Annotated in this window: 22 protein-coding genes and 1 pseudogene; 11 read left to right on the forward strand and 12 right to left on the reverse strand. The window is 68.7% G+C overall.

Annotation, left to right across the window (positions count from 1 at the left end; all coding sequences use genetic code 11):
* Window positions 1-268 precede the first annotated feature (268 nt).
* Window positions 269-865, forward strand: coding sequence for an RNA polymerase sigma factor (locus ACIBL3_RS40410; RefSeq protein ID WP_396359276.1), 597 nt, complete (start codon window positions 269-271; stop codon window positions 863-865).
* Window positions 862-1344 (forward strand): hypothetical protein, encoded by a 483-nt coding sequence (locus tag ACIBL3_RS40415; protein WP_396359277.1) that lies wholly within the window; start codon window positions 862-864, stop codon window positions 1342-1344. The genes ACIBL3_RS40410 and ACIBL3_RS40415 overlap by 4 nt, the downstream gene beginning before the upstream one ends.
* A gap of 20 nt (window positions 1345-1364) precedes the next feature.
* On the opposite strand, the gene ACIBL3_RS40420 is transcribed toward ACIBL3_RS40415, so the two are convergent.
* Window positions 1365-3971, reverse strand: coding sequence for a CHAT domain-containing protein (locus ACIBL3_RS40420; RefSeq protein ID WP_396359278.1), 2607 nt, complete (start codon window positions 3969-3971; stop codon window positions 1365-1367).
* Window positions 3972-4012: 41 nt separating this feature from the next.
* Here ACIBL3_RS40420 and ACIBL3_RS40425 point away from each other — a divergent pair, with 41 nt between their 5' ends.
* Window positions 4013-5374: a S8 family peptidase gene (locus ACIBL3_RS40425; protein WP_396359279.1), complete on the forward strand. Its 1362-nt coding sequence runs from the start codon at window positions 4013-4015 to the stop codon at window positions 5372-5374.
* Window positions 5375-5386: 12 nt separating this feature from the next.
* Here ACIBL3_RS40425 and ACIBL3_RS40430 read toward each other — a convergent pair whose 3' ends face one another.
* A complete protein-coding gene (locus ACIBL3_RS40430) occupies window positions 5387-5944 on the reverse strand; it encodes a hypothetical protein (protein ID WP_396359280.1) in 558 nt (185 codons plus the stop codon).
* 258 nt (window positions 5945-6202) lie between these two features.
* Here ACIBL3_RS40430 and ACIBL3_RS40435 point away from each other — a divergent pair, with 258 nt between their 5' ends.
* Window positions 6203-7312 carry a hypothetical protein gene (locus tag ACIBL3_RS40435; protein ID WP_396359281.1) on the forward strand — a complete coding sequence of 370 codons (1110 nt, stop codon included), beginning with the start codon at window positions 6203-6205 and terminating at the stop codon, window positions 7310-7312.
* A 139-nt stretch (window positions 7313-7451) separates the two neighbouring features.
* Here the strand turns inward: ACIBL3_RS40435 and ACIBL3_RS40440 are convergent, their stop codons facing one another.
* Genes ACIBL3_RS40440 through ACIBL3_RS40465 form a run of 6 tightly spaced genes read right to left on the reverse strand, consistent with a single transcriptional unit; the run spans window position 7452 to window position 15587 of the window.
* Entirely contained in the window at window positions 7452-8477 is a 1026-nt protein-coding gene (locus ACIBL3_RS40440) for a GDSL-type esterase/lipase family protein (protein ID WP_396359282.1), read from the reverse strand.
* Between the two features lie 24 nt (window positions 8478-8501).
* Window positions 8502-10205, reverse strand: coding sequence for a right-handed parallel beta-helix repeat-containing protein (locus ACIBL3_RS40445; protein WP_396359283.1), 1704 nt, complete (start codon window positions 10203-10205; stop codon window positions 8502-8504).
* Window positions 10206-10213: 8 nt separating this feature from the next.
* Entirely contained in the window at window positions 10214-12034 is a 1821-nt protein-coding gene (locus ACIBL3_RS40450) for a hypothetical protein (protein ID WP_396359284.1), read from the reverse strand.
* On the reverse strand, window positions 12031-13677 hold the full coding sequence (locus ACIBL3_RS40455; RefSeq protein ID WP_396359285.1) for an extracellular solute-binding protein: 1647 nt from the start codon (window positions 13675-13677) through the stop codon (window positions 12031-12033). Before ACIBL3_RS40455 ends, ACIBL3_RS40450 begins: the two co-directional genes overlap by 4 nt.
* 15 nt (window positions 13678-13692) lie before the next feature.
* Window positions 13693-14595 (reverse strand): carbohydrate ABC transporter permease, encoded by a 903-nt coding sequence (locus tag ACIBL3_RS40460; protein WP_396359286.1) that lies wholly within the window; start codon window positions 14593-14595, stop codon window positions 13693-13695.
* A complete protein-coding gene (locus ACIBL3_RS40465; RefSeq protein WP_396359287.1) occupies window positions 14592-15587 on the reverse strand; it encodes an ABC transporter permease in 996 nt (331 codons plus the stop codon). The genes ACIBL3_RS40460 and ACIBL3_RS40465 overlap by 4 nt, the downstream gene beginning before the upstream one ends.
* 218 nt (window positions 15588-15805) lie before the next feature.
* Between ACIBL3_RS40465 and ACIBL3_RS40470 the strand changes: the two genes are divergently transcribed.
* Window positions 15806-16828 carry a LacI family DNA-binding transcriptional regulator gene (locus ACIBL3_RS40470; protein WP_396359288.1) on the forward strand — a complete coding sequence of 341 codons (1023 nt, stop codon included), beginning with the start codon at window positions 15806-15808 and terminating at the stop codon, window positions 16826-16828.
* A gap of 36 nt (window positions 16829-16864) precedes the next feature.
* On the opposite strand, the gene ACIBL3_RS40475 is transcribed toward ACIBL3_RS40470, so the two are convergent.
* A complete protein-coding gene (locus ACIBL3_RS40475; protein WP_396359289.1) occupies window positions 16865-17038 on the reverse strand; it encodes a hypothetical protein in 174 nt (57 codons plus the stop codon).
* 158 nt (window positions 17039-17196) lie between these two features.
* Here ACIBL3_RS40475 and ACIBL3_RS40480 point away from each other — a divergent pair, with 158 nt between their 5' ends.
* The 5 genes and pseudogenes from ACIBL3_RS40480 to ACIBL3_RS40500 all read left to right on the forward strand — a co-directional run.
* Entirely contained in the window at window positions 17197-18366 is a 1170-nt protein-coding gene (locus ACIBL3_RS40480) for a sensor histidine kinase (protein ID WP_396359290.1), read from the forward strand.
* Window positions 18363-19028, forward strand: a complete 666-nt coding sequence (locus ACIBL3_RS40485) for a response regulator (RefSeq protein WP_396359291.1) — start codon at window positions 18363-18365, stop codon at window positions 19026-19028. Before ACIBL3_RS40480 ends, ACIBL3_RS40485 begins: the two co-directional genes overlap by 4 nt.
* A gap of 170 nt (window positions 19029-19198) precedes the next feature.
* Entirely contained in the window at window positions 19199-20095 is an 897-nt protein-coding gene (locus ACIBL3_RS40490; protein ID WP_396359292.1) for an ABC transporter ATP-binding protein, read from the forward strand.
* Window positions 20092-20889, forward strand: coding sequence for an ABC transporter permease (locus ACIBL3_RS40495; RefSeq protein WP_396359293.1), 798 nt, complete (start codon window positions 20092-20094; stop codon window positions 20887-20889). Before ACIBL3_RS40490 ends, ACIBL3_RS40495 begins: the two co-directional genes overlap by 4 nt.
* A gap of 107 nt (window positions 20890-20996) precedes the next feature.
* Window positions 20997-21491 (forward strand): annotated as a pseudogene (locus tag ACIBL3_RS40500) (IS481 family transposase); the annotation flags it as partial.
* Here the strand turns inward: ACIBL3_RS40500 and ACIBL3_RS40505 are convergent.
* Complete coding sequence (locus ACIBL3_RS40505) at window positions 21456-22706, reverse strand: hypothetical protein (RefSeq protein ID WP_396359294.1); 1251 nt, start codon at window positions 22704-22706, stop codon at window positions 21456-21458. The pseudogene ACIBL3_RS40500 and the gene ACIBL3_RS40505 overlap by 36 nt on opposite strands.
* Before the next feature lie 93 nt (window positions 22707-22799).
* Here ACIBL3_RS40505 and ACIBL3_RS40510 point away from each other — a divergent pair, with 93 nt between their 5' ends.
* Window positions 22800-23009 (forward strand): hypothetical protein, encoded by a 210-nt coding sequence (locus ACIBL3_RS40510; protein WP_396359295.1) that lies wholly within the window; start codon window positions 22800-22802, stop codon window positions 23007-23009.
* Between the two features lie 56 nt (window positions 23010-23065).
* On the opposite strand, the gene ACIBL3_RS40515 is transcribed toward ACIBL3_RS40510, so the two are convergent.
* Both ACIBL3_RS40515 and ACIBL3_RS40520 read right to left on the reverse strand, forming a co-directional pair.
* On the reverse strand, window positions 23066-24217 hold the full coding sequence (locus tag ACIBL3_RS40515) for a glycoside hydrolase family 15 protein (RefSeq protein ID WP_396359296.1): 1152 nt from the start codon (window positions 24215-24217) through the stop codon (window positions 23066-23068).
* Window positions 24214-24900 (reverse strand): TetR/AcrR family transcriptional regulator, encoded by a 687-nt coding sequence (locus tag ACIBL3_RS40520; protein ID WP_396359297.1) that lies wholly within the window; start codon window positions 24898-24900, stop codon window positions 24214-24216. Before ACIBL3_RS40520 ends, ACIBL3_RS40515 begins: the two co-directional genes overlap by 4 nt.
* Between the last annotated feature and the right edge of the window lie 71 nt (window positions 24901-24971).

The raw sequence follows: 24971 nt of genomic DNA on the forward strand, positions 1-24971 counted from the left end.
CCGGAGCGGGCCGGAAATACCACCGGAACTCAGATCGCTCAAACGCATGTTTTTGACGGAACCGGTATCAGAAAGAGCGTCTCGGCCTCTTGTCGGCAACTCGGCGATCGCTTGGAGGTTCGAGATGGCCAGACCGACGTGCGGCACCGCCGTCACCGCCCGGCACCGACGGAACTGCGGGCGAAGTGCGTCCTGTGGACGGCCCTGTTCTTCTCGGCGAGAATGCCGAAGGGGGCGAATGGCAGCCGACCGTCCGGGGGCCACTGCAATGGACCAGAAACGGCAGCTCGACAACCTTGCGCTGGTTGCGGGCGTGCGATCCGACGACCCTGCCGCCTGGGCGGCGTTGACGGATCGCTACACGAATCTGCTCTGGTTCATCGCGCGCGGAATGCGACTGAATTCCGACGATGCGGCCGACGCGATCCAGACCACCTGGCTCCGTCTGGTCGAACGGATCGACACGGTCCGGCAGCCGGAGAGCATCGGCAGTTGGCTGGCCACCACGATGCGGCGCGAATGCCTCGCGGCGTTGCGACGCCGGTCCAGAGTGGTCGTCTCGGAGACCTGGGAAGACTTCGCCGATGACGCCGACCCGTTGGACGACGGGCTGCTGCGGCGCGAGCAGGACTCGGCGCTGTGGCGGGCGTTCCGGTCACTGAAACCGCGCTGCCAAACGCTGTTGCGGGTCCTGCTGGCTGACCCGCCACCCAGCTACACCGAAGTCGCGGCCGCGCTGGACATGCCGCTCGGAAGTGTCGGCCCGACCCGGCAGCGGTGTCTGACAGCCCTCCGCGACGTCATGGCGGCGGGCGCGTACCCGTTCGACGCCGGCATGACCGAGGCCGGCGGTGACCGCCGATGAACGCCGACCGCGAGGACGAGGCACTGCTGGCGTGGTTGCGCCAGGTCGCCAACGAGGCCGACCCGGTGCCCGAGGTGATCAGCGCCGCCGCGCGCGAAGCGATCAGGACGCACGACCTCGACGGTGAGCTCGCCGAGCTGATCGCCGACTCCGCCGGGACCACGCCGGATCTGGAGTACGACGTCGTACGACGTGCAACGCCGGACGCGACCGCGGACCGACTGCTGTCGTTCGAGGGTGGTGGGGTCCGCGCCGAGCTCGAGGTCCTGCCCGGCGACGACGGGCTGACGGTGATCGGCCAGCTCGTCGGCGCAGCGCCGGACGGCGGTGAGCTCGAGTACGGCGACGGCAGCCGCGAACCGCTGGAGCTGGACGAACTCGGGCGGTTCCTGCTCGATCGGTCGCGGGGTGGCCCGGTGCGAATCAGGTGCCGATCCGTCCGCGGGAGTCCGGTCACCACCTCCTGGGTCAACCTGTGACGGCCGTCTGGGACGCCCCCTCACCGGCCGAGTGCCACGAACGACAAGGCCGTCGCGACCGCGACCGGGTCGTCGCCGACGTTGCTGCGAGCCTCGTGCAGCGCGACGCCGAACGAGGCGCGATCACGCAACTGCTGGTGGAAGTCGACCATCAGCGCGGCGGTCGTCTTGTCGTTGACCGGGACGACGCTGGCCAGCAGGCTGGCGGTCCCGAGCGGGACCAGTGCGGACACCGCGCCAAGGAGCTCGTCTGCTCCGATCGGCGCCGCGACGCCGGACTCGCAGCTGGACAGCACGAGTCGCAGCGGCGCTCGCCGGAGCCTGCCGAGGTCGTAAAGGGTCAGCGGACCGTCGTCCAACGCGATCGCGGAGAACAGTGGGTTGTCGCGTCGGAAGAGCCCGTGGGCAGCGATGTGTGCGGTCCAGGCACCGTCGAGTGCGGTGAGGGTGTTGTCGGCAGTGGCCTGCCCGTCGGTGAGAACGACCGACCCCGGGTACTCGCGCCCGATCTCCTTCATCTCGCTGCGACCCCCGTCGAGGCCAGGGCCGACGACGAGCGCGACCCGGCGGTGCCGGGGGACCGGCAGCTGACCGGCCCGCAACCAGACCGACGCCGAGGGCGCGACCACGACCGGACTCGATCGCAAAGCGGGCAACATTGCCCAGGGCACTGCGTGCAAAGCGGCCGGTGGCACGACCAGGACGGGCCCGTCGTCGAGATCATCAGCAGCCGGTCCCAAGAGCACCTGCTGCAGCCGCAGCCCCGCGATGTCCAGTCTTTCGAGAGCGCCGGGTGGCACGCGACCATGGGCGAGCCTGCGCAGCATGAAGAGTGTGAGCTCGAGTTCCCGTACGGCGGTGTCGACCGGGCCGACCGAATGCATCCGTACCCGCCGCCCGACGACCGTGATCGCGTAGAGCCGGCCGTCGACGGCGGCGAGTTCGACGAGCCGGTGGTCACCCAGTCCGTCGACCACCGCACCGACGTCGGCTGTGGTGTCCCGGCGACGCGCATCGGACTCGCGAGTGCCCAGGCGTCTGGTCCGGGCCCGAATGGACGACTCCAGCCGGCTGCGTTCGAGCCGGAGGCGATCGGTGTCGCCGTCCGCGTCGAGGCGTCGCGCCACATCGCGCAGCGCCGCGAGATCCGCCGCCAGTTCGGGATCGTCCGGCGGCCGGACCGGCGGCAAGGCCAGCGCACTGGCCCGCCACTGCTCGCTCCAGCGCAGCAGCATCCGGGCGTCGTTCCGTCGTACGGCGTGCCGTTGCGCCAGGGCGGCGAGCTCGATGCCGTAGCCCGCGGCGTGGGCGCGCAACTCCGGCGCGGCCAGGGATCGCTGGTGATCGGCGGCCGCTTCGAGCCCGTGCCGACAGGCGATCAGGGTCGCCGCCGTGGCTCCGCGGCCCTCGGCCCGCAGCGCCTGGGCGAGCCAGCCGGCCGCATGGCCGAACGTGGGGCCCCGATGGCGGAACCGTGCCGCGCGGGCAAGGTGTCGGTCGGCGTCGTCCGGTTGGCCGTCGGCGGCAGCGAGGCGGCCGGCGAGCAGGTGAGCCGCGGGAGCTTCCGACGCGTTCAACTCGTCGAGCTGGTCCGCGAGTCGCCCGGCCTTGGTACTGAGGCGAGCACTGTGCTGGCCGGCGTCGTACTGCGCTTGGAGCATGACGAACGTGGCACGGGCGAGCCATCCCTGCCTGTCCTGTCGCCGGAAGAGTTCGGCGGCGGCCACCGCGCGTTCCGCGGCCAAGTCGAGCCGGCCGGCGGCCAGCGCGGCCCGCGCCGCGGCGAACATCAACTCGGCCGTCTCGGCCCCCTTGCTGCGCCGACGCAGGTGGTCTTGCAGGACGTGCTCGGTCGCCGAGACCGCCTCGGTCGCGAGACCTGCGGCGAGGAGTACAGTGCAGCGGTCGATCTCGAGACTCGTCCACTCGGTCTGCAGCGCGGCGTAGCGAGCCGCTGCCGCATCGAGGAAGCCGAGCGCCGCCGGCAGGTCACCAGCCTGGAAGGCCACGTCCGCGCGGTTGTGCACGAGCATCGCCGACTCCAGCTCCTGTCCGGTCGCCGCCGACAGCCGTTCCGCCACGACCAGGTCACGGTCGGCATGGGCCGCCTGCCCCATTGCGGCGTACACAAGGAACCGGTGAGTGCGGGCGCGCGCCTCCCACACCTGATCCCCGCCACGCCGCAACAACGTGATCGCCTGGCGCAGATCACCAAGCGCTTCGTCGTACCGCCCAACAACCCGAAGCAAGTACCCCCGCCGAGTCAAACCCCGCCCAGCGGCAACCCCTCGGCTCTTGGCGATCGCCTGATCCAGCGCGGCCAGCCCCTCCTTGGGCTTACCGCCGAGCCCAAGAGTGAGACCAAGCGTGGCCTGGACGTCTGCGACGCGCTCCGGCTCTTCGGATCTCTTGGCCAGCCGCAGCGCGAGACGAAGCTCGGCGACGGCTTCGTCCTGCCGTCCGTTGTCCCGCGACACGATCGCCCGAGCCTGATGCGCGATCGAGGCGCTCCTCGGATCAGGCGTCCCTTCGAGGACCGTACCGGCCGCCGCCACCGCCTCAGCCGGCCGCGAAACCGCCAACGGCAGCAGGTAGTCGGCAGCTACCTGAACACCACCGGCGGACATCCAAGGAGTCTATGTAACTCATTGCAGAACTGGGAGGGGCAATGACAACAGACGACGCGACGAACAACGGCACCCCGGCGGAGGCACCCGAAGTCCCCGCGACACCCCAAGAGGCTCAGCGCGATCTCATCCTCAGTTACTACGGTCCGGAGGGCCAGGAGGAGCTGAAGGTAGGACTCGGGCGGACGGTCGGATCCAAGTCCGAGGTGGACTTCCTCTACGAGAAGGACGTCATCCTCGTCCGCGAGGAGTACTACGAGCACGTTCGCGGGATCCTCGGCCAACTGCGGCTGCTGTACGGCGACGACCGGCCACGGTCCGAGCCGGTCGTCGCCGGCGTCCGGCTCATTCGGCTCAACCAGGGCCCCGACCCGCAGTTCGACACGCTCGCGGCGCTGAGAATCATCCGCGAGGGCGGCCTGGTCACCGTCAACCTTCCGGACGGCGTCAGGCAGGAGGAGGTCGTGACCGCGGCCGGTCCGGACGCGGCCGCACCGAACCACGTCCTCGTTGTGGCCGGCAACGGCGCGGGCTGCCCGGCCGAGGAACCCGAGCCGATGCCGGCCGGCAGTGCGCCGTACCCCGGCTACACCGTGAACCGCGCCGCCGGCGAGGGGGTTCGGGTGGTCGTCGTGGACAGCGGCCTCGACGCGACAGCGACGCAACGCAGCAGCTGGCTGAAGGGCGTGACCGGGGACCCCGACACCTCGATCCAAGGCACGCAGCTCAAGGACTACGCGGGCCACGGCACCTTCATCGCCGGGGTCATCAGGTGTGTCGCCCCGCTGGCCGAAGTGATCGTGCGCCGCGGCTTCGGTGCCGGCGGTGCTGTCACCGAGGCGAAGTTGGTCAGGACGCTCGACCGCGTGCTCGAGAACGACTATCCGGACATCATCAGCATGTCGGCCGGCACGTACACCTTCGACGCGAGCCGGCTGCTCAGCTTCACGGTGTTCAACGAGCGGCGGCTCCGGCATCACAAGGGTGTCGTCCTGGTTGTTGCCGCTGGCAATGAGAGTGCCCGCGAACCGTTCTGGCCGGCGGCGGCGCCGTACACGGTGTCGGTCGGTGCGCTGGGCACGCACTGGCAGGGCAAGGCCGGCTTCAGCAACCACGGTGGCTGGGTGGACGTCTACGCGCCCGGCCAGGGCCTGGTCAACGCCTTCCCCAAGGGGACGTACAAGTACCGCGAGCCACCCCACGTCTGGACCGGCAGGGTCGAGCGGTTCTACGGGATGGCGAAGTGGAGTGGCACGTCGTTCAGTACGCCGCTTGTCGCGGGACTGATCGCGGCGCGGATGTCGCGGACCGGGGAGAACGGGCGGGACGCGGCGGCGGCGCTCATCGCTGAGGCCCAGGCGGCGGCACAACCGGGCGTCGGGGCCGTGCTGCTGCCGGAGTAGCTCGCGAGCCAGTCAGCGCCGGTCGGTGCTCGGGTTCGACTCGTCGTCGGGGACCTGTGTCTCCTCTGGTGGGGTCGCGCCCAGCATCGGCCGGAGGCGGCGCATTGCCTGGTCGGTGAACAGGCCGGCCAGGCAGCCCATCATCACCAGGACCGTGACCCCGGCAGTGGAGGTCGTCTCGTCGCCGATGCTGATCAGTCCGGTGTTGACGGCAACGACGACGACCGCGCCGAGCAGGGCGGACCAGACCGGGCGGAGCAGGTACCACCACACGAACCCGCGTTCGAGGGTCTCCAGACCGGCTCGCTGCGCGAAGACCATGCTCTGGTGGATGACGCTGCCGACGGCGCCGGCGGCTGCGCCGACGATCAGCAGGGACATGTTCAGCGTGGTGGTGAAGTCGGGTCCCCACCAGTGGACGGTCCGGGTCGCGACATCGCCCGGTCCGGCGAGCTCTTGGGCGGACACCAGCCGCTCGGCGATCCCGTACGCCGCGACGAGCCCGACCAGGGTCAGGACGGCCTCGGCGAAGTTGATCGTCCCGATCATCCGCCGGGTGAACGGTTTCATCGCCGGTCCTCGTCGGGGCCGCGGTCCGGCGGGCTGTGCTGAGGTGGTCACGTCGATCCTTCTTTCCTGGTTCCCCGACGCGGTGCGGGGTCGCCTCCCCCTGGTGTGTGACCAGGCGGCCCGCGCACCGCGTCAGCCCTCCCCCCGGACTCGGTAGTCGGAGTCGCGAACCGGCCGCCAAATACATCGGCCGGACCATGTATTTCAAACGGTGGTCCCGCCTCCGGTCCGCGAAGGCTGTCTTCGGGGGGACGAACCATGGATCCGCAGCTGAACCGCCGGCCGCTCAGCCGGCAGATCAAGGACACGCACTGCTTCAGCGGCAAGTCGCTCTTCTTCGCCATCGTCGCGTCGGTCGCGTGCGCGGCGGTCCTTCCGGCACTCGGCGCGGGGCGGACCGCGACGGTGCTGGGCGCCGTTCTGAGCCCGTTGGTTGTGGCCGTCGTCTCCACGCGGGGACGAGGGCCGGCCCGCACCCTCGGCATCGGTTCACTGAGTGCGGTCGCGCTCCTGATCACGATCAGCGGGTTCACCATTCCGGAGGCGATCGCCGGCAACGGATCCCTGACCGCAACCGGCTCCGGCACCTTCGTGACCACCAAACGCGGCCCGACACCGACACCGCCGCAAGCCCAGGCGCTACCCGTCGGGAAACCGACGACGATCCGCCAACCAGCTGCTCAGCCGAGCTCTCAGCCTTCGCCGACCTCTGCGACCTCGGAGCCGACCTCTGCGCCGACCTCTGTCCCGACCGGGACGCCGTCTCAGACCACCTCGCCGGGAGGGTTGCCGGTCGATCTGCCGCTCAACCGCCAGTGTCCCGAGATCCCGGCCGGCGAGGCCAAGGCCTGCAAGCAGATCGGCATCCGCAACACCGGCAGCACCAGCGTCGAGATCGCCACCATCATCCTCGCCGGCGACCAGGCGTCCGCCTTCACTCTCACCAAGGTGTGCAACGGCACCCTGAAACCGGGTACAACCTGCTCGATCCGGCTGCGCTTCGAGCCGATGGGAGTCGGCGCCCACGAAGCCGTCCTCGTCGTACGCCTGAATCCCGGGAACGTCGAACGCCGCGTCACGATCACCGGCAACGCCACCGGCTCCGAGACCGGCACCTGCCTGGACGGTTTCCTCTTCCGCCGCGCGACCCCGGACGACACGGTCTGCGTGACGCCGGACGAGCGAGTCACCATCCAGCAGCAGAACGCCGCCCACGTCCGAGCCCACCTCGCCACCGCCAACGGCACCTGCGTCAACGGCTACGTCTGGCGCGAAGCAGTCCCCGGCGACCGTATCTGCGTCACCCCGGCCGAGCGCACCGCCGCCCAACGCCTCAACGAACTCCACTCCGACCGAGTAGGCCACTAAAACCTGCGGGCGGATCGGGTGGTGGGGGCCCGATCCGCCCGACAGTCCACTCGAACCGAATCCCGGGGCTATGCGTAATCACTCCTGGGCGCCCCAGCCGGTGGAACGTCGAGGACCTCGACCGGGCCTGCTGACCGGATCAATCCTGGTCAAGCTCCCGGTCGGTGCGGGTGAGCGTGCCGAGGGCTGTGCTCAACGCGCGTGCCATGTACTGGTAGCCCTCGGCGTCGGGATGGATCCCATCGTGCAGCAAGTGGGCGCGGTCGGAGCCGAGGACGGTTCGGCCGTCGACCACGTGCAGGGCCGTGTCGCCGTAATCACGGAGGATGTGGACGGCCCGGTGCACCTCGGCCCGGATAGCGGCGAGAGTGAGGTCCGCGCCGCCGACCGTGTCCTCCCGGGACGGTGACACGATGGGGGACACGGCGACGATCGGCACACCTGGATGTCCGTCGCGCAGCGTGCTGAGAAAGCCCAGTACGGCCGGCAGGAACGAGCGACTGTTGAACGAGCCGTTGCCGTACACGTTGACGCCCAGGCAGGCGATGATGAGGTCGGCGGGCCGGTCGCGCAGGACCCTTGCGACCATGGGGTCCAGATGGCATTGTCCGGCGAAGCCGAGACAGGTGAGGTCCGCGCCGAGTTCCGCGGCCACCAGCGCAGGCCAGGTCCGGGTCGGCGACGTCGCGTCGCGGCAGTGCGTGATCGAACTGCCGTAGACCAGCAGACGCGGACGGTACGGCCGGGCCGTGCGCCAGACCTGTGAGCCTTCGTCGACCACGAGCTCCGTCAGCTGGAAGTCGCCGTACTGCGGCAGCCACAACTCCACGGTCTTGCGCGGCTCCGGCAGCCCCGAGAACTGGAACCAGCCGTCGCTGCCGACTCGGATCGAGAACGCCGACCCGCCGTCGACCACCAGGTCGATCGAAGTCAGGTCTGGGTCGACTGGCGCGGCTGCACGGCCCGCGACCGTCGTGCTGTCGGTGTCGAGCACGATGCGCACTCCGGCGCACATTGCGGCCCGCATCCGCAACGCATCGGTGGGGAACAGGCCGATCCGGCTGTACGGCAGTCGCCACGGGCGGGAGCCATCCGGGGTGTGGACCACCTCGATGGCTCCCTCCCAGCTCAGTGCCTCGAGATCGGGGCGGATGCTCTGTGCCACTGCGTCACCTGCCGAGGGCAAGTCTCATCCGGCATCAGCCCCGATGTGCGGCGGGTTGGCGACCGTGGACCCGAAGTAGTCCACGCCGCTGTCACCGGACACTGGCGTCCCCGCACCGAGAGCCGGAGAGCCGGCCTTCAGCGTGTAGGCCTGCGGACAGGGTTGCGGCCCGGTGCCTGTGGGCGGCGACCACGTGCAGGTACCGCCGCCACCGGCTGCGGTGAGGAGCGGGTCGCCCCACACCCCACCCGATTCCAGCCCCGCGGCCTTCCACGCGGCGAAGTCGGCGTAGGTGGTGCCGCCCCACCGCCAGCCGGCCGTGTTCGTCCCGTAGTAGAGGTTGTTCGACAGCGTCATCCCGGTCTGGCCGTACGGGTTGTAGTACAGCTGACCGGTCTTGCCCGAGCTGCCCCGGTTGGCCAGGTAGCAGATGTTGTTCCTGAGCTGCGAGCCGCTGGCCCACGTGCCGGCGCTGTAGCCGAAGTTGAAGCAGGCGCTGGTGCCGGTCTTGACGTTCGTGCTCTGGTCCTTGGTGGTGACGAAGGTGTTGCCGTAGATGGACAGCGCGTTCTTCGGGGCGTTCGGTACGACGTCCATCAGGCCACCCTGGGCCTTCGCCCAGTCGTCGTTCTCCGAGATGTTGTACCGGAAGGTGTTCGGTCCCCAGATCCGTGACCCGACCGTCGAGGTGTAGGCGAGCAGACCGCTGCCGGCGTTGCCGTGGGTGTAGTTGTACTCCACCACGGAGTTCGTGGTACCTCCGTCGAGGTCGATCCCGTCCCAGTCGCAACCGGCCGTGTACCCCGGCGACGGCTGCACCCGGTACACCTCGTTGAAGCGGATCGTCACGTTGCTGGACGTGTACGTCATGATGCCGCTGGTGCCGCCGCACGACGTCACGTTCGCACCGATGTCGCGGACCACGTTGTGCTGGATGACCGCCCCGTTCCAGCCGTTCGCCGTCAGCCCGGCCCCGGTGGTCTTGGCCGCCATGCCGAGGTTGTACACCGTGTTGCCCTCGACTCGGACGTTGGTGATGTTCACCCCGCCGCCCCAGCCGTAGATGCCCGGCCCGGCGTTCGACGTAACGCTGGCGCCGTGCAGCTTGTTGTTGAGGATCTGCACGTCGTCCAGGGGGCCGGTATGCCCGTTCACGGCGTACCCGAGCACCATGATCTGGCCGCCGAACGCGCTGGTGCTGCCGCTCGGTGTGGCGAACCCGGAGATGTCGGAGTTGGTGACCCGCAAGCCCTTCGTCGCCGTCGACGATCTCTGGTTCTGCAGCAGCACACCCGCTGCGGTCGTGCCGCCGTTGACCACCTTGAGGTTGTTCAGCTGGAAACCGCTCACGTCATCCGCAGTGACCGCCGCCGAGTAGGCGCCGGCGCAGTCGGACCTGATCGTGGCCTGCCCGGTGCCGTACGAGTAGACCCTGAACGGTGTCGACGCCGACGACGCCGGGACGTTCGTGGAGTTGAAGACCAGACAGCCGGTGAACGTCTGCCCGCCTTCGAAGTAGATGAGGCTGCCCTGCGGGAAGGTGAAACCGTTGACCTTCCCGATCGTCTTCCACGCCTGACTGGGCGACAGACCACTGTTGGTGTCACTTCCGCTCGGCGACACGTAGTAGGTTCCGGTGGCGGCCTGCGCGGGACCGGTGAGTGCTCCCACCAGGAGGACACCCACGGTCCCGAGCACAGCTGTTGCGGCGAGCAATCGTGTTCTCATGGTTCTCCTCACATGTTGGTTCGGCAGCGGACAGCGAGCGGCTGCCGATCGATGGTTGCCGTGTGGGTGTCGCCGTGTTGCTCGATGGTGCCGACCGTGGCTCGGCCGGTGAGGTCGAGGTGCGGACCCGGGGCCCAACTCCAGGTGACCAGGCCGTCCCGAGAGGCCGACGACACCGGTGCGGCAGGCGCTGCCTCGCCGTCGGGTAGCAGCGAGATCGATCCTCCGGCGAAGGCCGTGCCGAGCGCGGACAGGTCGACCGGCTCCGGCTCGGTGACCGACAACAGTTCGAGGGCGAGGGTCAGTACGCCGTCGGGACCTGAAGTGATCCGGCCGGTCGGGCCGGCGCCTCCCCAGCTGCCTCCGGCTGGGGTGACGAGAACCGTACTGCGGCCTTCGGAGACGGTCACCTGGTCCCGAAGTGCGAACCGGCCTCCACCCGGTAGACCGTTGATGCGGATCACGGGGTCTGTCATGCCGCGGAACTCGAACAGCACCTGGACGGACCGCATCATGACGGGTTGCCCGGCCGGGATGAGGTTGCGGTGGACGTGGTGGTCGCCGCCCGGGCTGGCGAAGCCGATGTGCCACAGCGCATGAGGCCCCTGCTGCACGGAGGAGAAGACGGCAGAGACGAAGTCGACCTCGTCCTTGACGACGCGCAGCCGGACCGATGGAGCCGGATGTCGCCAGGCGTCGTTGGCGCCCCAGTAGCCGAGCAGGTTGCGGCGCTGAAACCAGGAATCGGCGAAGTTGACGGTCCCGAGAGTGTTCGAGCTGTGCAGCCAGGTGCTTCCGATCCGGTCCGGGCGGCCGCGGCTGAACAGTTCGCGTCGCATGCTGGGCGGTCCGGCGGTGCGAAACCGGTGCACCACGTCTTCCGAGGCTTGCGACTGTAGTAGAGCGGTGTGGATCAGGCCGAGAGCCGCCGCCGATCCGTCGTCGACTCGTTCGAGCGCGCGATCGAACGGCGGGTGTCCGCCGACGGCTTTGCAGAGGTGGGCCAGCAGTTGTGGCTCCTCGGCCAGATCGTTGCGATAGGCCCGTGACATCGGTCCGGAGAACTGTCCGGACGGTTGATGCCATCGCCGGACGAGGTGATGCCACAGCTGATCGACGAGGCCGGACGCGATCGTTGCGGATCGGCGATCGGTGATGAGCTGACTGACCGCCGACATCGCTGTGCAGGTGACCAGCCAATAGGTCGGACTGTTGTATTCGGCGAAGCTGCCGGTCTCGCGGACGGACGCCGCCAGCCGTTCGATGCGCTCGCGTCCGTGGCGGGTCAGGTCGGGATCGTCGAGCACCTGGCCGGCACCAAGGACCACAAAGGTGCCTTTGGCGGCGATGTTGGTGTACGACATGGGCACGTCCCGGCGGATGATCGCCTCCGCGGCGGCCGCGATCGCCGCCCGCAGGCGGTCGCGAAGCTGCTCGGGAAGCCGGGCCGCGTGCCGGAGCATGATGAGGACCAGTTCCTGACCGATGAAGTCGGCCCAGTTGGTGTCGGGCCGGACCATCTCGTCCAGGGGCTCCTCGAGGTAGTACGGCCAGATTCCGTACGTCGCCGACGCCGGGTCGAGGTCCTGGCCGGACAGCACCCGGTCCAGGATTCCCAGCGCGTCGTCCGCCGCCGCTGTCTCGAGCAGGATCAGCGCGTACGTCGCGGACTCGCGGTAGGCGTGGACGGGCTGACCCCCGAGCGCGGTGTGGACCGAACTCGGGGAGGCCGACATGCGGATCAGTTGCCGGCTTGCGTCGTACGCGCGTTCTCCGGCCTTGCCGGCCGTCGCGATCAACCAGTTGTCGAGCTCATCGGCCGTGCTCATCCGTGCTGCTTGGCGTACTCGTCGCGGATCTTGTCGCCGACGGCAGTCTTCCAGGTCTTGACCGCGGCGCTGAAGTCGTCGAGCTTCTTGCGTCCCATCACGACGTCGCTGATGGTGTCGCGGACCTTCTGGTCCTCGTCCCCGGAGCGGCTGGCAGTCTCGGAGTAGAGACCGAGGGTCGGATCGGCGAGGCCGTGCGGAGCCGCTGCCTTCTCCCATTGGTACTGGTCCCGGACCCAGTCGGCGAGGCCCGGGCTGTACATCACCCGGAACTCCGATCCGCTGACATAGCCGACGTTGACGACTTCCTTCTTGCCGTTCAGGGTCAACTTCGGCTGACCGTTCTGGAGCTCGTAATCGGCGCCGGCCACCCCGTAGTGGACGAGGACGTACTCCTTGGTGCCGAACGGCGCGGCGTAGAAGTCGAGCAGCCGCAGGCACTCCTGGGCCCGGGCTTCGGAGGCCTTCTTGAGCAGGAGTACGCCGTACACGCCGGTGCCGTAGAAGACGGCCGGCTGCTTGCCCTTGGCACCGAACAGCGGCATCGCGGTCACCTGGGAGGCATCCAGCCCCTCCATGCTGATCAGGTTTCGCCAGGCGCTCAACTGGCCGGCGTAGCAGGCGATCTGCCCGGAGACGAACAGCTTGGTGATCTGTGAGCCGGTGAGGTTCGCGGACTGGGGATGGAAGTAGCCGGTTCGGCGGAGCTTGGCGGTGAATTCGACCGCAGCCTTGTACTCGTCGGTCTCCCAGTCCCGGGTGAACGAGCCGTCGGAGTTCTTTCGCCAGTTGTTGGGCGCGCCGAACGCGGCGGCGAACGCGGGCAGGCTGAACGATCCGTAGGACCCGGTCAGTGCCCAGCGGTTGCGGCGTGGGTCGTTCACCTCGGCGCACATGGCCTCGAAGTCGTCGGTGGTGGCGATGCCGCCCGGGGCCGCCCCGGCCGCGTCCATCAGGTCCGCGCGGGCCATCATCACGTTCCACAGCAGGGGGCGCTCGATCGGCACGCCCCAGAGCCGGCCGAACATGCCGGCGTTGGTCCAGGCCCGGGCCGGGATCGCGGCGAGGTTCGGATACTCCAGGACCTTGTCGCCGGACAGCAGGCCGGAGACGTCGGTGAACTTGTTCTCGAGCAGCTTGTCCAGGCGCGGTTGGCCGAAGTCCTGCACGAGGACCAGATCAGGCAGGTCGTTGCCGGCCAGCAGAGTGTCGATCTTGGTGCCGTACTCGCTGGACGGCGCCGTGCGTACTGTGAACCTGCCGCCGAGTCGGGCATTCATCGCCTGGGCGTAGGTGTTGCTGCTCAACGGGGGTGGCGGGGGAGCGAGCGTAGGCACCATGGCACTGATCTCGCCGCCGCTCATCGGGTTGCCGTCGACCGAATTCTGCAGGTCTGCCGGCATGGTGAAGAACCCGTCTTGGATGCCCTGCGCGGGGTCTCCGGCCAGATCCGGCTTCAACCCGGTCGGCGGGCGGTAGGTGGGCAGGGTGACCTGCTTGCCGGCGGCCGACGTCGGGCCGGCGCCGGTATTGCTGCATGCGGCAAGACTCGGTACGCCGAAGGCGAGAGCCGAGCCGCCGATAGCAGCGGTCCTCAGTGCAGTTCGGCGGGAGAGTTCTCGGTCGATCGGTGACGTGGACACAGGTCCTCCTAAGGGTCAGCCTTTGACGGCGCCGGTGAGGACGCCCTTGGTGAAGTGCCGTTGCAGGAACGGGTAGACCAGCAGGATCGGGACGAGCGCGACCATGACGACGGCGGCCTGGACCGCCTGCTGCGGGGGTGGTACGTCCGCCGAAGCAGCTGCGCTGTCACCGAGCGATTGGCCTTGCAGGACGTAGGTCCTGAGCAGCAGTTGCAGTGGCCAGCGGTGCGAGTCGTTCAGGTAGAGCAATGCGTTGAACCAGGCGTTCCAGAAGCCGACCGCGTAGAACAATCCGATGACCGCGATCACCGCCTTGGACAGCGGCAGGACGATCTGGGCCAGGATCCGGAGCTCGCCGGCGCCGTCGATCCGGGCACTGTCGTAGAGCTCGGCGGGCAGGCCCATGAAGAACCCCCGCATGATGATCACGTTGAAAGCACTGAGTGCCGACGGCAGGATCAATGCGGCGTAACTGTCCAGGAGTCCCAGCGACCGGACGGTCAGGTACTGCGGAATGATGCCCGGGTGAAAGAGGAAGGTCAGCAGTACGACGGTCAGGATCGCGCGGTGACCGAACGACCCTCGGCGGCTCAGACCGTAGGCGAGCAACACGGTGACCGCCGTCGCCAACGCAGTGCCGATCACCGTGACGCCCGCGCTGACCAGCAACGCGCGGCTCACGGCGCCGCCGGCCCAGATCTCCTGATAGGCCGCAAAGGTCGGATCGCGCGGGATCAGTACGTACGATCCCGTCTCGGCCAGCGCCTGCTGGCTGGACAGACTGGTGGACAGCACTCCGGCAAAGGGGAGGAGAAGCAGCACACAGACGACCGCGAGGGCGGTGGCCTTGGTGACCTTTCCGACGGCCGTCGGTTCTTCCATCCAGGGCGGCCGGATGGCGGATCGAGTAACGGTCATCGCTTGTAGACCCCCTGCTCGCCCAAGGCGTGGGCCGCCTTGTTCGCGGTGAGGATCAGCAGGAAGCCGACGACGCCCTTGATCAGGCCGGCCGCGACCGCGACGCCCCAGTTGCTGTCGACCACGCCGTAGAAGTAGACGTAGCTGTCGAGCACCTCAGCCGCATCGGCGCCGACGGATGCTCGCTGCAGGATGATCGGCTCGAATCCCACCGACAGTGCTTCGCCGAGCCGCAGGACCAGCAGCAGCACGATCACCGGGCGGATCCCGGGCAGGGTGACGTGCCACAGTTGCCGCCATCGCCCGGCGCCGTCGACCGCCGCCGACTCGTACAGCTGCACGTCGATCGCAGCCAGGGCGGCCAGGAAGATGATGGTGCCCCAGCCGGCGTCCTTCCAGATCCCCTCGACCGTGACCAGCAACGAGAACAGGTGCGGGTTCGTCATGATGTCGAACGTCGCCAGGCCGTGACTTCTCGCGAAGGAGTTGATCATCCCGGCGCCCCCGAGCGTCTGCTGGAACAGCGCGATCACGATCACCCAGGAGATGAAGTGCGGCAGGTACACGACGTTCTGGATCAGCCGCCGCAGCCACGACCGCAGGATCCCGTGCAGCAGGATCGCGAGGCCGATCGAGGCCGGAAAGAACAGCACCAGCTGGAGAACGGTGATCTCGAGCGTGTTCCACAGCGCGTTCCAGAAGTCCGGGTCGGCAAACAGGTCGGCGAAGTTCCGGAGCCCGACCCAGGGGCTCTCGACGATGCCGACGTACGGCAGATAGTCCTTGAAGGCGACCACGTTGCCGAGCAATGGGACGTAGTGGAAAACCAGCAACAAGGCCAGGCCGGGCATTGTCATGATCAGCAAGGCCAGGTCACGGCGTAGCCGGTCGCGCCGGGACGCGCCGCCCGGCGAGGCAGCGGCCGGTGGGGGTTTGCCCCCGGCAGAGGCAGGTGGCCGGGCCGGTCGCGGCAGCAGCCGTACGCCGCTCATCGCCTGGTCCACTGACTCCGGCCGCTCACCAGGCGGCGGAGACGGGGCGTGCGGCAAGCGTTTGCCGTGGGATGACGACGATGGACGGTCATGTGGTCTCCCGGTGGTCTGTCGGGGTTCGGGGTGCGGGGTGCGGGGGAGCGCTCGGCGCGATTCTGTGGCACCTGTCACGTGATAGTCGTTGAACTATCACGTGATAGTCGACTAGGATCAGCATCATGGCAGCGGAGCAGCAGAGGCGCAAGAGTGCGACCCGGTCGGATGTCGCGAGGCTCGCCGGGGTGGCGCCGACGACGGTTTCGGCGATCCTGAACGGCCGGGCCGCCGAGCTCAAACTGGCCGAAGCGACCGTCCGGCGGGTCGAGGAAGCCGCCCGTGAACTTCGGTACCTCCCGAATGCGGCCGCCCGTGCGTTGCGCCGGCAAGGGTCGCGAACGCTGGGCCTGATGTGGGGTCCCGGTTACCGGGACACCATTACGGCGGCCGCCGTGCACGCGCACGAACTGGGGTACTTCACCGTCCTGCTGAGTGCGGCAGGTGACGCCCGGGACGCGATCATGGCGGTACGCGATGCCGGGATAGCAGGTTTGATGTGCCCGGCCGGTGGTCAGCAGCAGGCGTTCGGGGAGGAGTTGCACGCCGCCGGTGTCCCGGTCGTCTGGATGGATCCGTACTACACCGAGGACCACGGTCTGCCGGGTCCGCTGATCGCCATCGATGCCAGGATCGGCGCCAAGGAGCTCGCGAGTCACCTCGTCGAACGGGGTGCCCGGACTGTGGTCGCCCTGACCGGACCCAACGCCGCGCTGCCGGCGCGGCCCACCTCGCCGACCGCGGCCGGACCGCGGTACCAGCCGCTGATCGAGGTGTTCGGGGACGGCTTCACGTCCCTGTACGCGGATGAGTGGGAGGCGGGCGCAGGCCGGGCGGCGACCGAGAAACTGCTGGCCGGCGGAAACGTCCCCGACGCGCTGTTCGCGGCCAGCGATCGGCTGGCCGCCGGCGCGATGAGTGCCTGTCTGCGGGCCGGCCTGAAGGTCCCCGGCGACATCGCCGTCGCGGGCTTCGGGAACGAAGATGTGAGCGAATGTCTCACGCCCGCGCTGACGACGGTGCACTGGCCGCTTCGTGAGCTTGCCCGGCGTGGCGTGCAGATGCTGGTCCGCACCATCGACGACGCCGACGCAGAAGACCCACGGCAAGTACTCACGACTGAGCTGGTGATCCGCGAGTCAACCTGAACCCTGCCGAGCCAGGCCACCCGAGGGTGACGTCAGTCAGGAGTGCGGGTAGGTCTGGGCCAGGTCGCGGTAGGCGGTGGTCATCGCGTCCAGGTCGGTCTGCGTGGGCGCGGGAGCGTCGCTGAAGTCACCGGCGTAGTAGCCGTTGTGCGGGTGGATCGAACCAGTCCAGGTCCCGGTCTCCACCTCGACGATCAACGATCCTGCCATGTCGTCCACCTCCTTCAGGTTCCGATGGTCACGACGCTAGGCGGCCGGCCCCCTGCGGCGCGTCGTCGGAAGGCCGTGTTCACGCGGGCACCAAGCGATGAACCGCAGTACGACCTTGGTAGGACGCAGACAACGTTGTGTTGTCGTACGTTGACGAGGTGAGCCGAGCGCGGCTGTTCTTCTCGAAGTACGGTCTCGACCTGCTGATTGTGATCGCGGCGGTCGAGAGCGCGATCGCTACGGCGCTGACCGACGACCCGGGTCACCCGACCGGCGTGTGGCTGTGGCTCGAGGTGCTCGCGGTCACCGGGATCGTTCTGACCCTGCTCACACGCCGCCGTTTCCCGTTCGCCGCGCCGGCGGTCACCTGGTTGTTCAGTGCGGCGCTCTCCTTCGCGGACGGCCGGCTCATCGTCGACAAGGCCGGGCTCTTCCTCGCCGGGATGGGCGCCGCCGTGCTGCTCGGCAACTCCCGCAGCGACCGGCAGGCACGGATCGGCCTGGCGATCGTGCTCGCCGGCGCGGCGATCGTCGTCTACAACGACCCGTTCCACCAGCCCGGCGAAATGGTCTTCACGCCGGTGCTGTTCGCGATCGGCTGGCTCCTCGGCTTCGCGTTGCGGCAGCGCACCGAGCGGACCGAGGCCGCCGAGGAACGCGCGACGCGCGCCGAGCGGGAACGGGAGGCGGCGGCTCGCGTTGCGGTCGCCGAGGAGCGCGGTCGGATCGCGCGAGAACTCCACGACGTCGTCGCACACGCCGTCAGCGTGATGGTTCTCCAGGTGGGGGCCGTCCGGCACCGGATGCCCGTCACCGACACGGAGGATCGGGAGACCCTCAGCAACGTCGAGCATGCCGGACGTACGGCGCTCGCAGAGATGCGCCGTCTGCTCAGCGCGATGCGGCAAGACGGCGAGGAGTTGGAGCTCCTGCCACACCCAGGACTCGACAACCTCGACTCTCTCGTGGACGACGTACGGGCTGCTGGGCTACCCGTGAAGCTCGAGATCCGGGGTGAACCGTTCCCGCTTCCGCCAGGCCTCGACCTGTCCGCCTACCGCATCGTGCAGGAGGGGCTCACGAACGCCCTCAAGCACTCCCGCGCGAGCCAGGCGGAGGTGGACGTGGACTACACCGACACCGAGCTCCTGCTCGAGGTACGTGACGACGGTCCGGGCGGCCCGTCCACCGAAGCCGGTCTCGGTCACGGGCTGGTCGGCGTCCGCGAGCGGGTCAAGATCTTCGGCGGCGACATGACCGCGGGCGCTGCGCGGACGGGTGGCTTCGTACTGCGCGCACGGCTTCCGTTGGACGGCGGTGGCCGATGACCATCCGTGTTCTCGTGGTCGACGACCAGTCGATGGTCCGGGCGGGATTCCGGCTGCTGCTGGCCGATGAGCCCGACCTCGAGGTGGTGGCCGAGGCGAGCAACGGCCGCGAGGCCGTGGCCCAGGCGGCCCGGTTCCACCCGAACGTCATCCTGATGGACATCCGGATGCCCGAGCTCGACGGGCTCGAGGCGACCCGGCGGATCCTGGCGGCCGATGCCTCCGCGCGGATTCTGATCCTCACCACCTTCGACCTCGACGACTACGTCTACCAGGCGCTGCGAGCGGGCGCGAGCGGCTTCGTCCTCAAGGACGATCCCCCGGAACAGCTGATCGCCGCGGTGCGAACCGTTGCCGGCGGCGACGCGCTGCTGTCGCCGACCATCACCAAGCGGGTGATCCAGCACTTCACCCGCGCGCACCCCCAGGCTCCGCCGAAGGCCGTGGACACCTTGACCACTCGCGAGCTGGAGGTGTTCCGCCTGATCACGCAGGGCCTGTCCAACGCCGAGATCGGGCAGCAGCTCTTCATCAGCGACACGACGGTCAAGACCCACGTCACGCGCCTGCTACAGAAGCTCGACCTGCGCGACCGGGCGCAGGCGATCGTCCTCGCCTACCAGACGGGCCTCTTCGATGCGTCCGACGGACCTACTACTTGAGTAGGACATCCGGCTCGTCGGCTGGTCTGAAGTGATCGCGACCTCGTGACGACGCGCTCAGGCCGTCGCGTTCCTAGCGTTTGAGGTACGGGGGCAACCAATCCCAACCACGCTAGGAGCAAGGCCATGAACCACTACGACGGGTTCAGGGCACGAGGGGGAGATCGCCGATGATCACCATCGACTCGCTGTCCAAGAAGTACGGCGCCACCACGGCCGTCGACACCATCAGCTTCGTCGCTCCGCCCGGCCGGGTCACAGGTTTCCTGGGTCCGAACGGCGCCGGCAAGTCGACCTCGATGCGGATGATGGTCGGCCTCACCACACCGACCTCGGGCCGGGCCACGATCGGCGGCCGCCGGTTCGCGGATCTCCCGAACCCGGGGCGTGAGGTCGGCGTGATGCTCGACGCTTCCGCCCAGCACGCCGGCCGCACCGGCCGGGAGACGCTCACCATCGCGCAGCGGATGATGGGGCTGCCCGGAAGCAGGGTCGACGAGATTCTCGAACTGGTCAGCCTCGCCGAGACCGAGGCGGACCGGCGGGTGGGCACCTACTCGCTCGGGATGCGCCAGCGGCTCGGCATCGCCACCGCGCTGCTCGGCGACCCGGCCGTGCTGATCCTGGACGAGCCGGCCAACGGGCTCGATCCGGCCGGCATCCGCTGGATGCGCGACCTGCTCCGCGACTACGCGGACCAGGGCGGGACCGTCCTGCTGTCCTCGCACCTGCTGCGCGAGATCGAGGTCGTCGCCGACGACATCGTGATGATCGGCAAGGGCAAGATCGTCAGCCAGGGCTCCAAGGCCGAGCTCCTACAGTCCACGGGCACCGTCGCCCGGGCCGCGGACGTGTACGCACTCAAGCGGGCTCTCGACATCTCCGGTGTCCAGACCACCGTCTCCGATGACGGCGCCCTGCGCACCGACGCGCCTCCGACGCGGGTCGGACGAGTGGCTCAGGAGGCAGGTGTGGCTCTCGTCGAGTTGCGCACTGCCGACGGCGGACTGGAGGAGATGTTCCTTCAACTCACCGCAGACACCCAACGAGAAAGGAAAGCAGCATGACCGCCATCGCCGTCCGTCCCGTGACCGAGCGGCGCGCCGACGTCGGCGCCGTACCGTTCGGACGCGTTGTCAGCGTCGAACTGCGCAAGATGTTCGACACCCGTTCCGGCTTCTGGCTGATGGCGAGCATCGTCATCACCGCCCTGCTGACCACGGTCGGAACGATCGCGTTCGCCCCCGACGCGAGCCTCACGTACTACACCTTCGCCAAGGCGATCGGATTCCCGATGACGGTGGTGCTGCCGATGATCGCGATCCTGTCGATCACCGGTGAGTGGAGCCAGCGCAGCGGTCTGACGACGTTCACGCTGGTCCCACACCGTACCCGGATCGTCGCGGCCAAGGTCGTCTCGTCGGTCGCCGTGGCCGTCGTCTCGATGCTGTTCGCCTTCGCGATCGGTGCCGTCGGCAACGTGGTCGGAACCGCGATCGCCGGGACAGACCTGGTCTGGGACGTGTCGTTCGCCGAGGCGCTGAACATCGTGCTGGGCAGCCTGCTCTGCCTGCTGACCGGCACCATGCTGGGCATGCTGATCCGCAGGTCGGCGGGGGCACTGGTGGCGTACTTCGTCTACGCCTTCCTGTTCCCCACCGTCGCCGGAGTACTGGCCGCCAGCCAGCAGTGGTTCCGGGACCTGCAGCCGTGGGTCGACCTGAACTACGCCCAGGCCGCCCTGTTCGAAGGCACCCTCTCCGCTGAGCAGTGGGCCAACGTCGCCGTCACGGCGTCGGCGTGGATCCTCCTGCCGGCCCTCCTCGGACTCCGCCTGGTCATGAAGTCAGAGGTCAAGTAACACCCCACCCCTCAGACCGCCTCCGGCCCTGTCGCCCCACCCAGCGACAGGGCCGGCCCGACGATGCTCCGCGCGGCGCGGTCTCGACCTTCTGCGCCGAGCACGGCATTTCGCGCAAGTTCTTCTACGAGCTGCGCAAGCGCGCGACGGCCGACGGTCCGGCGGTAGTGCTCGAGCCCAGGTCCAGGCGCCCGAGGACGAGTCCGGCGAAGTTGACCGAGGAGGTCAAAGAACAAGCGGTACAGGTGCGGGCTGCGTTGGAGGCCTCTGGGCTCGACCACGGGCCGATCAGCGTGCACGACAAGATGCGCGCGATGGGGCTGGAGGTGGTGCCCTCGGTCGCGTCCCTGGCCCGGATCTTCCGGCAGGCCGGCGTGGCGCGGTTCGAACCGCGGAAGAAGCCACGCTCGGCCTGGCGCCGGTTCGTCTGTCCAGCCCCGAACGCCTGCTGGCAACTCGACGGCACCGAGTACGTGCTCACCGGTGGGCGTAGGTGTGTGATCCTCCAGCTCATCGACGACCACTCCCGCTATGCGGTCGCCTCCCACGTCGCGTGGGGCGAGACATCAGCCGCGGCGATCGCCGTGTTCGACAAGGCCGTCCCGTGGCGGCCGTGGCCGTCGACGTCGACGAGCCTCATCCGTACCTGCCACCTCCCGCGGGAACGCCCGGGGCTCGATGCTGCCACAGCATCGGGCAGCCAGCTGGTGGTTCCGGGGGTCAGGTGTCGAGGTTGCTGAGTCTTTGCTGCTGCGTGTCGCTGCGGCGCTGAGCGATCGCCGCGTTCCTGGTGGTGCGGGCCAGTTCGACCTGGAGACGCCTGGTGCCGCGGTTGGCGTCGCGCAATGCCTGGCGGGCGTGTTCGAGCTCCTCAGCGAGCCGCTCGATGCGGCCTCCAGATCGGCGATGTGGTGTTCGTGGGCGTCCAGTTGCGCCTCGGCCTCGACCCGTTCGGCCTGTGCCGTGGCGTAGTCGTCCTCGGCCTCCTGCGCGCGGGACTGGAGTTCGGCCCGGCGCCGCTGCAGCGAGTCGTCGACGCTCGCGGCCCGCCGTGGCGGCCTGGCAGTCTTCTTCGCCGCCGGCGGTTTCGGTCGGCTGCGGACGACCCTGGGTTTGATCGGGGCGAGCTCCGCGAGTCCACCGGTCTCGTCGACGACTCCGAATCCGACGTGGCGCAGCGCGCTGGTGAGCTGCCCGGATCGCAGTAGCTGGGCGGCGCCGGGGTCGACCACGGCGGCGTCGAGGGTCTCGGTCAGCCGCTGCGCGATCTGCTGACTCACCGGGCGGCCGTGCTTGCGGGCCTGTGCCCGGGCGGTCTTGACGAGCTGCTGGACCAAGGTGTGGCGGCGTGGGGTCAGCTGGCGAAGACGCGTCCCGTCGCCGGATACCTGTGCCTGACGGAGGTCGTCTCCGAGTTCGGTCAGGTCGTTGACCTGGTCGGGGGAGGCACGGATGAGCTGATTGGCAAGCCACGCGGCCAGGGTCGGTTTCCGCAGCGCCTTGATGGCCTCGCCGGTCCGCGGGTCGCCGGCGTCCTTAGCGGCCCGGGCGAGCTCGTTGCGGGCAGGGGTGAACTGCTCGGGCGCCAACCCGTACAGCTCGATCACTGCCGCGCCGACGTCCATGTGATCCACGATGCGGTGGTCGTCCGGATGGGCGCAACGCCGGTCGCGGTGGGCGTCTGGCCGCTCACGGCGGGATCGCGGGCCGTCGGCAACCATCAGTGACGTTGCGGTCCGGTACGGCGTACGGCGGTCTCGTGACGACTTCGACGCGGCGCTGTGGAAGCGTCGCGGTAGAGCGCATGCTGGCGTCATGGCCCTGTGGCACTGTGGGAAGTGTGAGGGCGCGAACGTCCCGGAGCCAGCCTGTGCGCGAAACGCGATCCGCGCTTGAAGGTGAAGCGGGTCGTGCGAGTGGTGTGGCCACCGTTCGATCGTGCACGCCGAAGCGATGAGCCGGCACGGCGCGCTGACGACGCGGCCGCGGTCCGGCTGCCCCCGGATCTGGTCGGGCCGGTCGAGCTCGCGCTCGCCCGGGCGGTCGACGCCATCCCGGGGGAGACGGCGTTGCCGGGCGGGTCGCGATACGAACCGAGGTGGGACGGCTACCTTCACTGAACCCGTCAAGCCCGCGATGCGATAAGGCCGCCTGTGCGGCGGCTTGACTAGCGGTCTCAGGCCAGGGCGTCGCTGAGTACGACGTGCATGGCGTGGGACCACAGCAGTGGGGTCGCGGTCGCGCCCCATTTCCCGCGCCAGTACTCGAGCATGATGGGGGATTGCACGTTCTCGGCCACCTGCTCGGGCAGGTATCCGTGCTCGTTGGCGGCGGTCTCGATCCACCTGAGCAGCTCGGTGGCCATTTCGCGCTGCCTGGTGGCGGTTGCGCACCATCCGAGGGTCGCTGCCAGCAGCAGCCATTGGCTTCCCCCGTAGAACGAGTCGCCAAGGTAGCGGCGTACTCCGCCGCCGGGAACACCCAGCTCGGACACGATCCGATGCAGCGTTACCTGGAAGACCTCATCGGTGAGCTCGACCAAGTTCAGCGGAACGGCGAGCCACATTAGCGAGCCGTCGACCCGAGTGTCGCCACCGGCGGAGCGCACGAAACCTCCGGCCAGGGTGTGCTCAGGGCCAGAGATGGTGGCGACCAGTCGGGTGGCGTAGTCCTGGGCGGCCTGATCGCCGAGGAGCTTGCCTGCGTCGCGCAGTCCGGCGGCGTTTGCGGCGACGCTGTAGGTGTGCACCAGGCCGGGGTGTTCTTCCCAGCAGTCGAAGCAGGGCACCTCGGCCACGCCCATGAGGTAGCGGATCACGAGGCAGGCGCCTTGCTCCAGTTCGTCGTCAAGGTCGCCGCCGCGGCGCACGTGGTCGGCGAGCGCCCACAGCCAGAACCCATAGCAGTCGGTCTGGAAGTTGGGCCACTCTTCTTCGTCGTTCGGTGTCTCCTCGTGTCCGTCCAAGGTGAAGCGGGCGGGCATCATCACCTGCCCGTTCACCTCCCCCGAGCGGACCGCTGCCAGTGCTTCGTCGACGCGGCGCTCGTGTCGCAGCAGGGTCTTGGCGACCCAGTGGTGCCATCTGGACGCGGCGTCGCGGTGGCCGGCGACGTCCAGGGCGTAGGCGCACCACGAGCCGTCGCGCAGCCAGCCGAACTGATAGATCTCGTGAACAGTGCTGGCGGGGATCGCTCCAGATTCCAGCTGCGAGTCCAGGAGCAGTCGCACGCTGGCGTCGGGACTGATTTTCGGCGTGTGCGGCATGGTTGTTCGGGCCTCCTCGTCGGCGTGGCTGCTCGGTGCGGTGGTGAAGCGGCGGACACTCATGCGATCGGGCTGGTGCTTGCCGCAGGCTGGCGAGCGAGCAGACCAGAGGCGGTCACAGCCGCTGTGCGGCGTACCAGGTCGACGAAGTCCATACGCATGCCGGCCAGCATCGGATCGGAGGCGTAGGCGGCCTGCACCGCCTCCGACGGGCGGCTGCAGGGCCAAGCCGTTGTCGCCATCAGCAAGGTGGTCTCTGTCAGCGCCGCGGCGCCGTCGGTTCCGAGCTCGGGAACGTGCTTCTTCACTAGCTGGACCAAGGCGTCGATCGACCGCCGCGCGGCGTGCTTGTGGCGAATGGCGAGCTCTGTGGAGATGTTGTGCTCCAGCACCGCGGCCTGCGCGCTGAGAAGGTCACACAGCACCGGCCGCTTGGCCATCGTGCCCGCCAGAACCTCAGCCAGCTGGTCGCCGCGCTGCCTCGACGTACCTTGCCCCGGCGGGCAGGAACTCTCGAGCTCGGCGATCCAGTCGTTGACCTCGGAGTCCAGAAGGTCGAGCAGGATCGCCTCACGCGACTCGAAATAGCGCAAGACGTTGGGCTTGGCCAGGCCCGCGCGCCGGCTCAGCTCGTTCAGGCTCAGCTTCGCCACCGGCATCTCGGTCAGCATCGCGGCCGCGGTGTCGAGGATCTGCCTCCGCCGTTCGCTTCGCTGCTCATCGTTACGGGCGCGCTTGAAGGTCATGTCGACATCTTACATACCGCCGGTACTTTGCAAAGCTACCACCGGTACGTTAACCTGATCGAACAAAGATA

The sequence above is a fragment of the Kribbella sp. NPDC050124 genome (assembly GCF_044460355.1).
Classification (GTDB): Bacteria; Actinomycetota; Actinomycetes; order Propionibacteriales; family Kribbellaceae; genus Kribbella.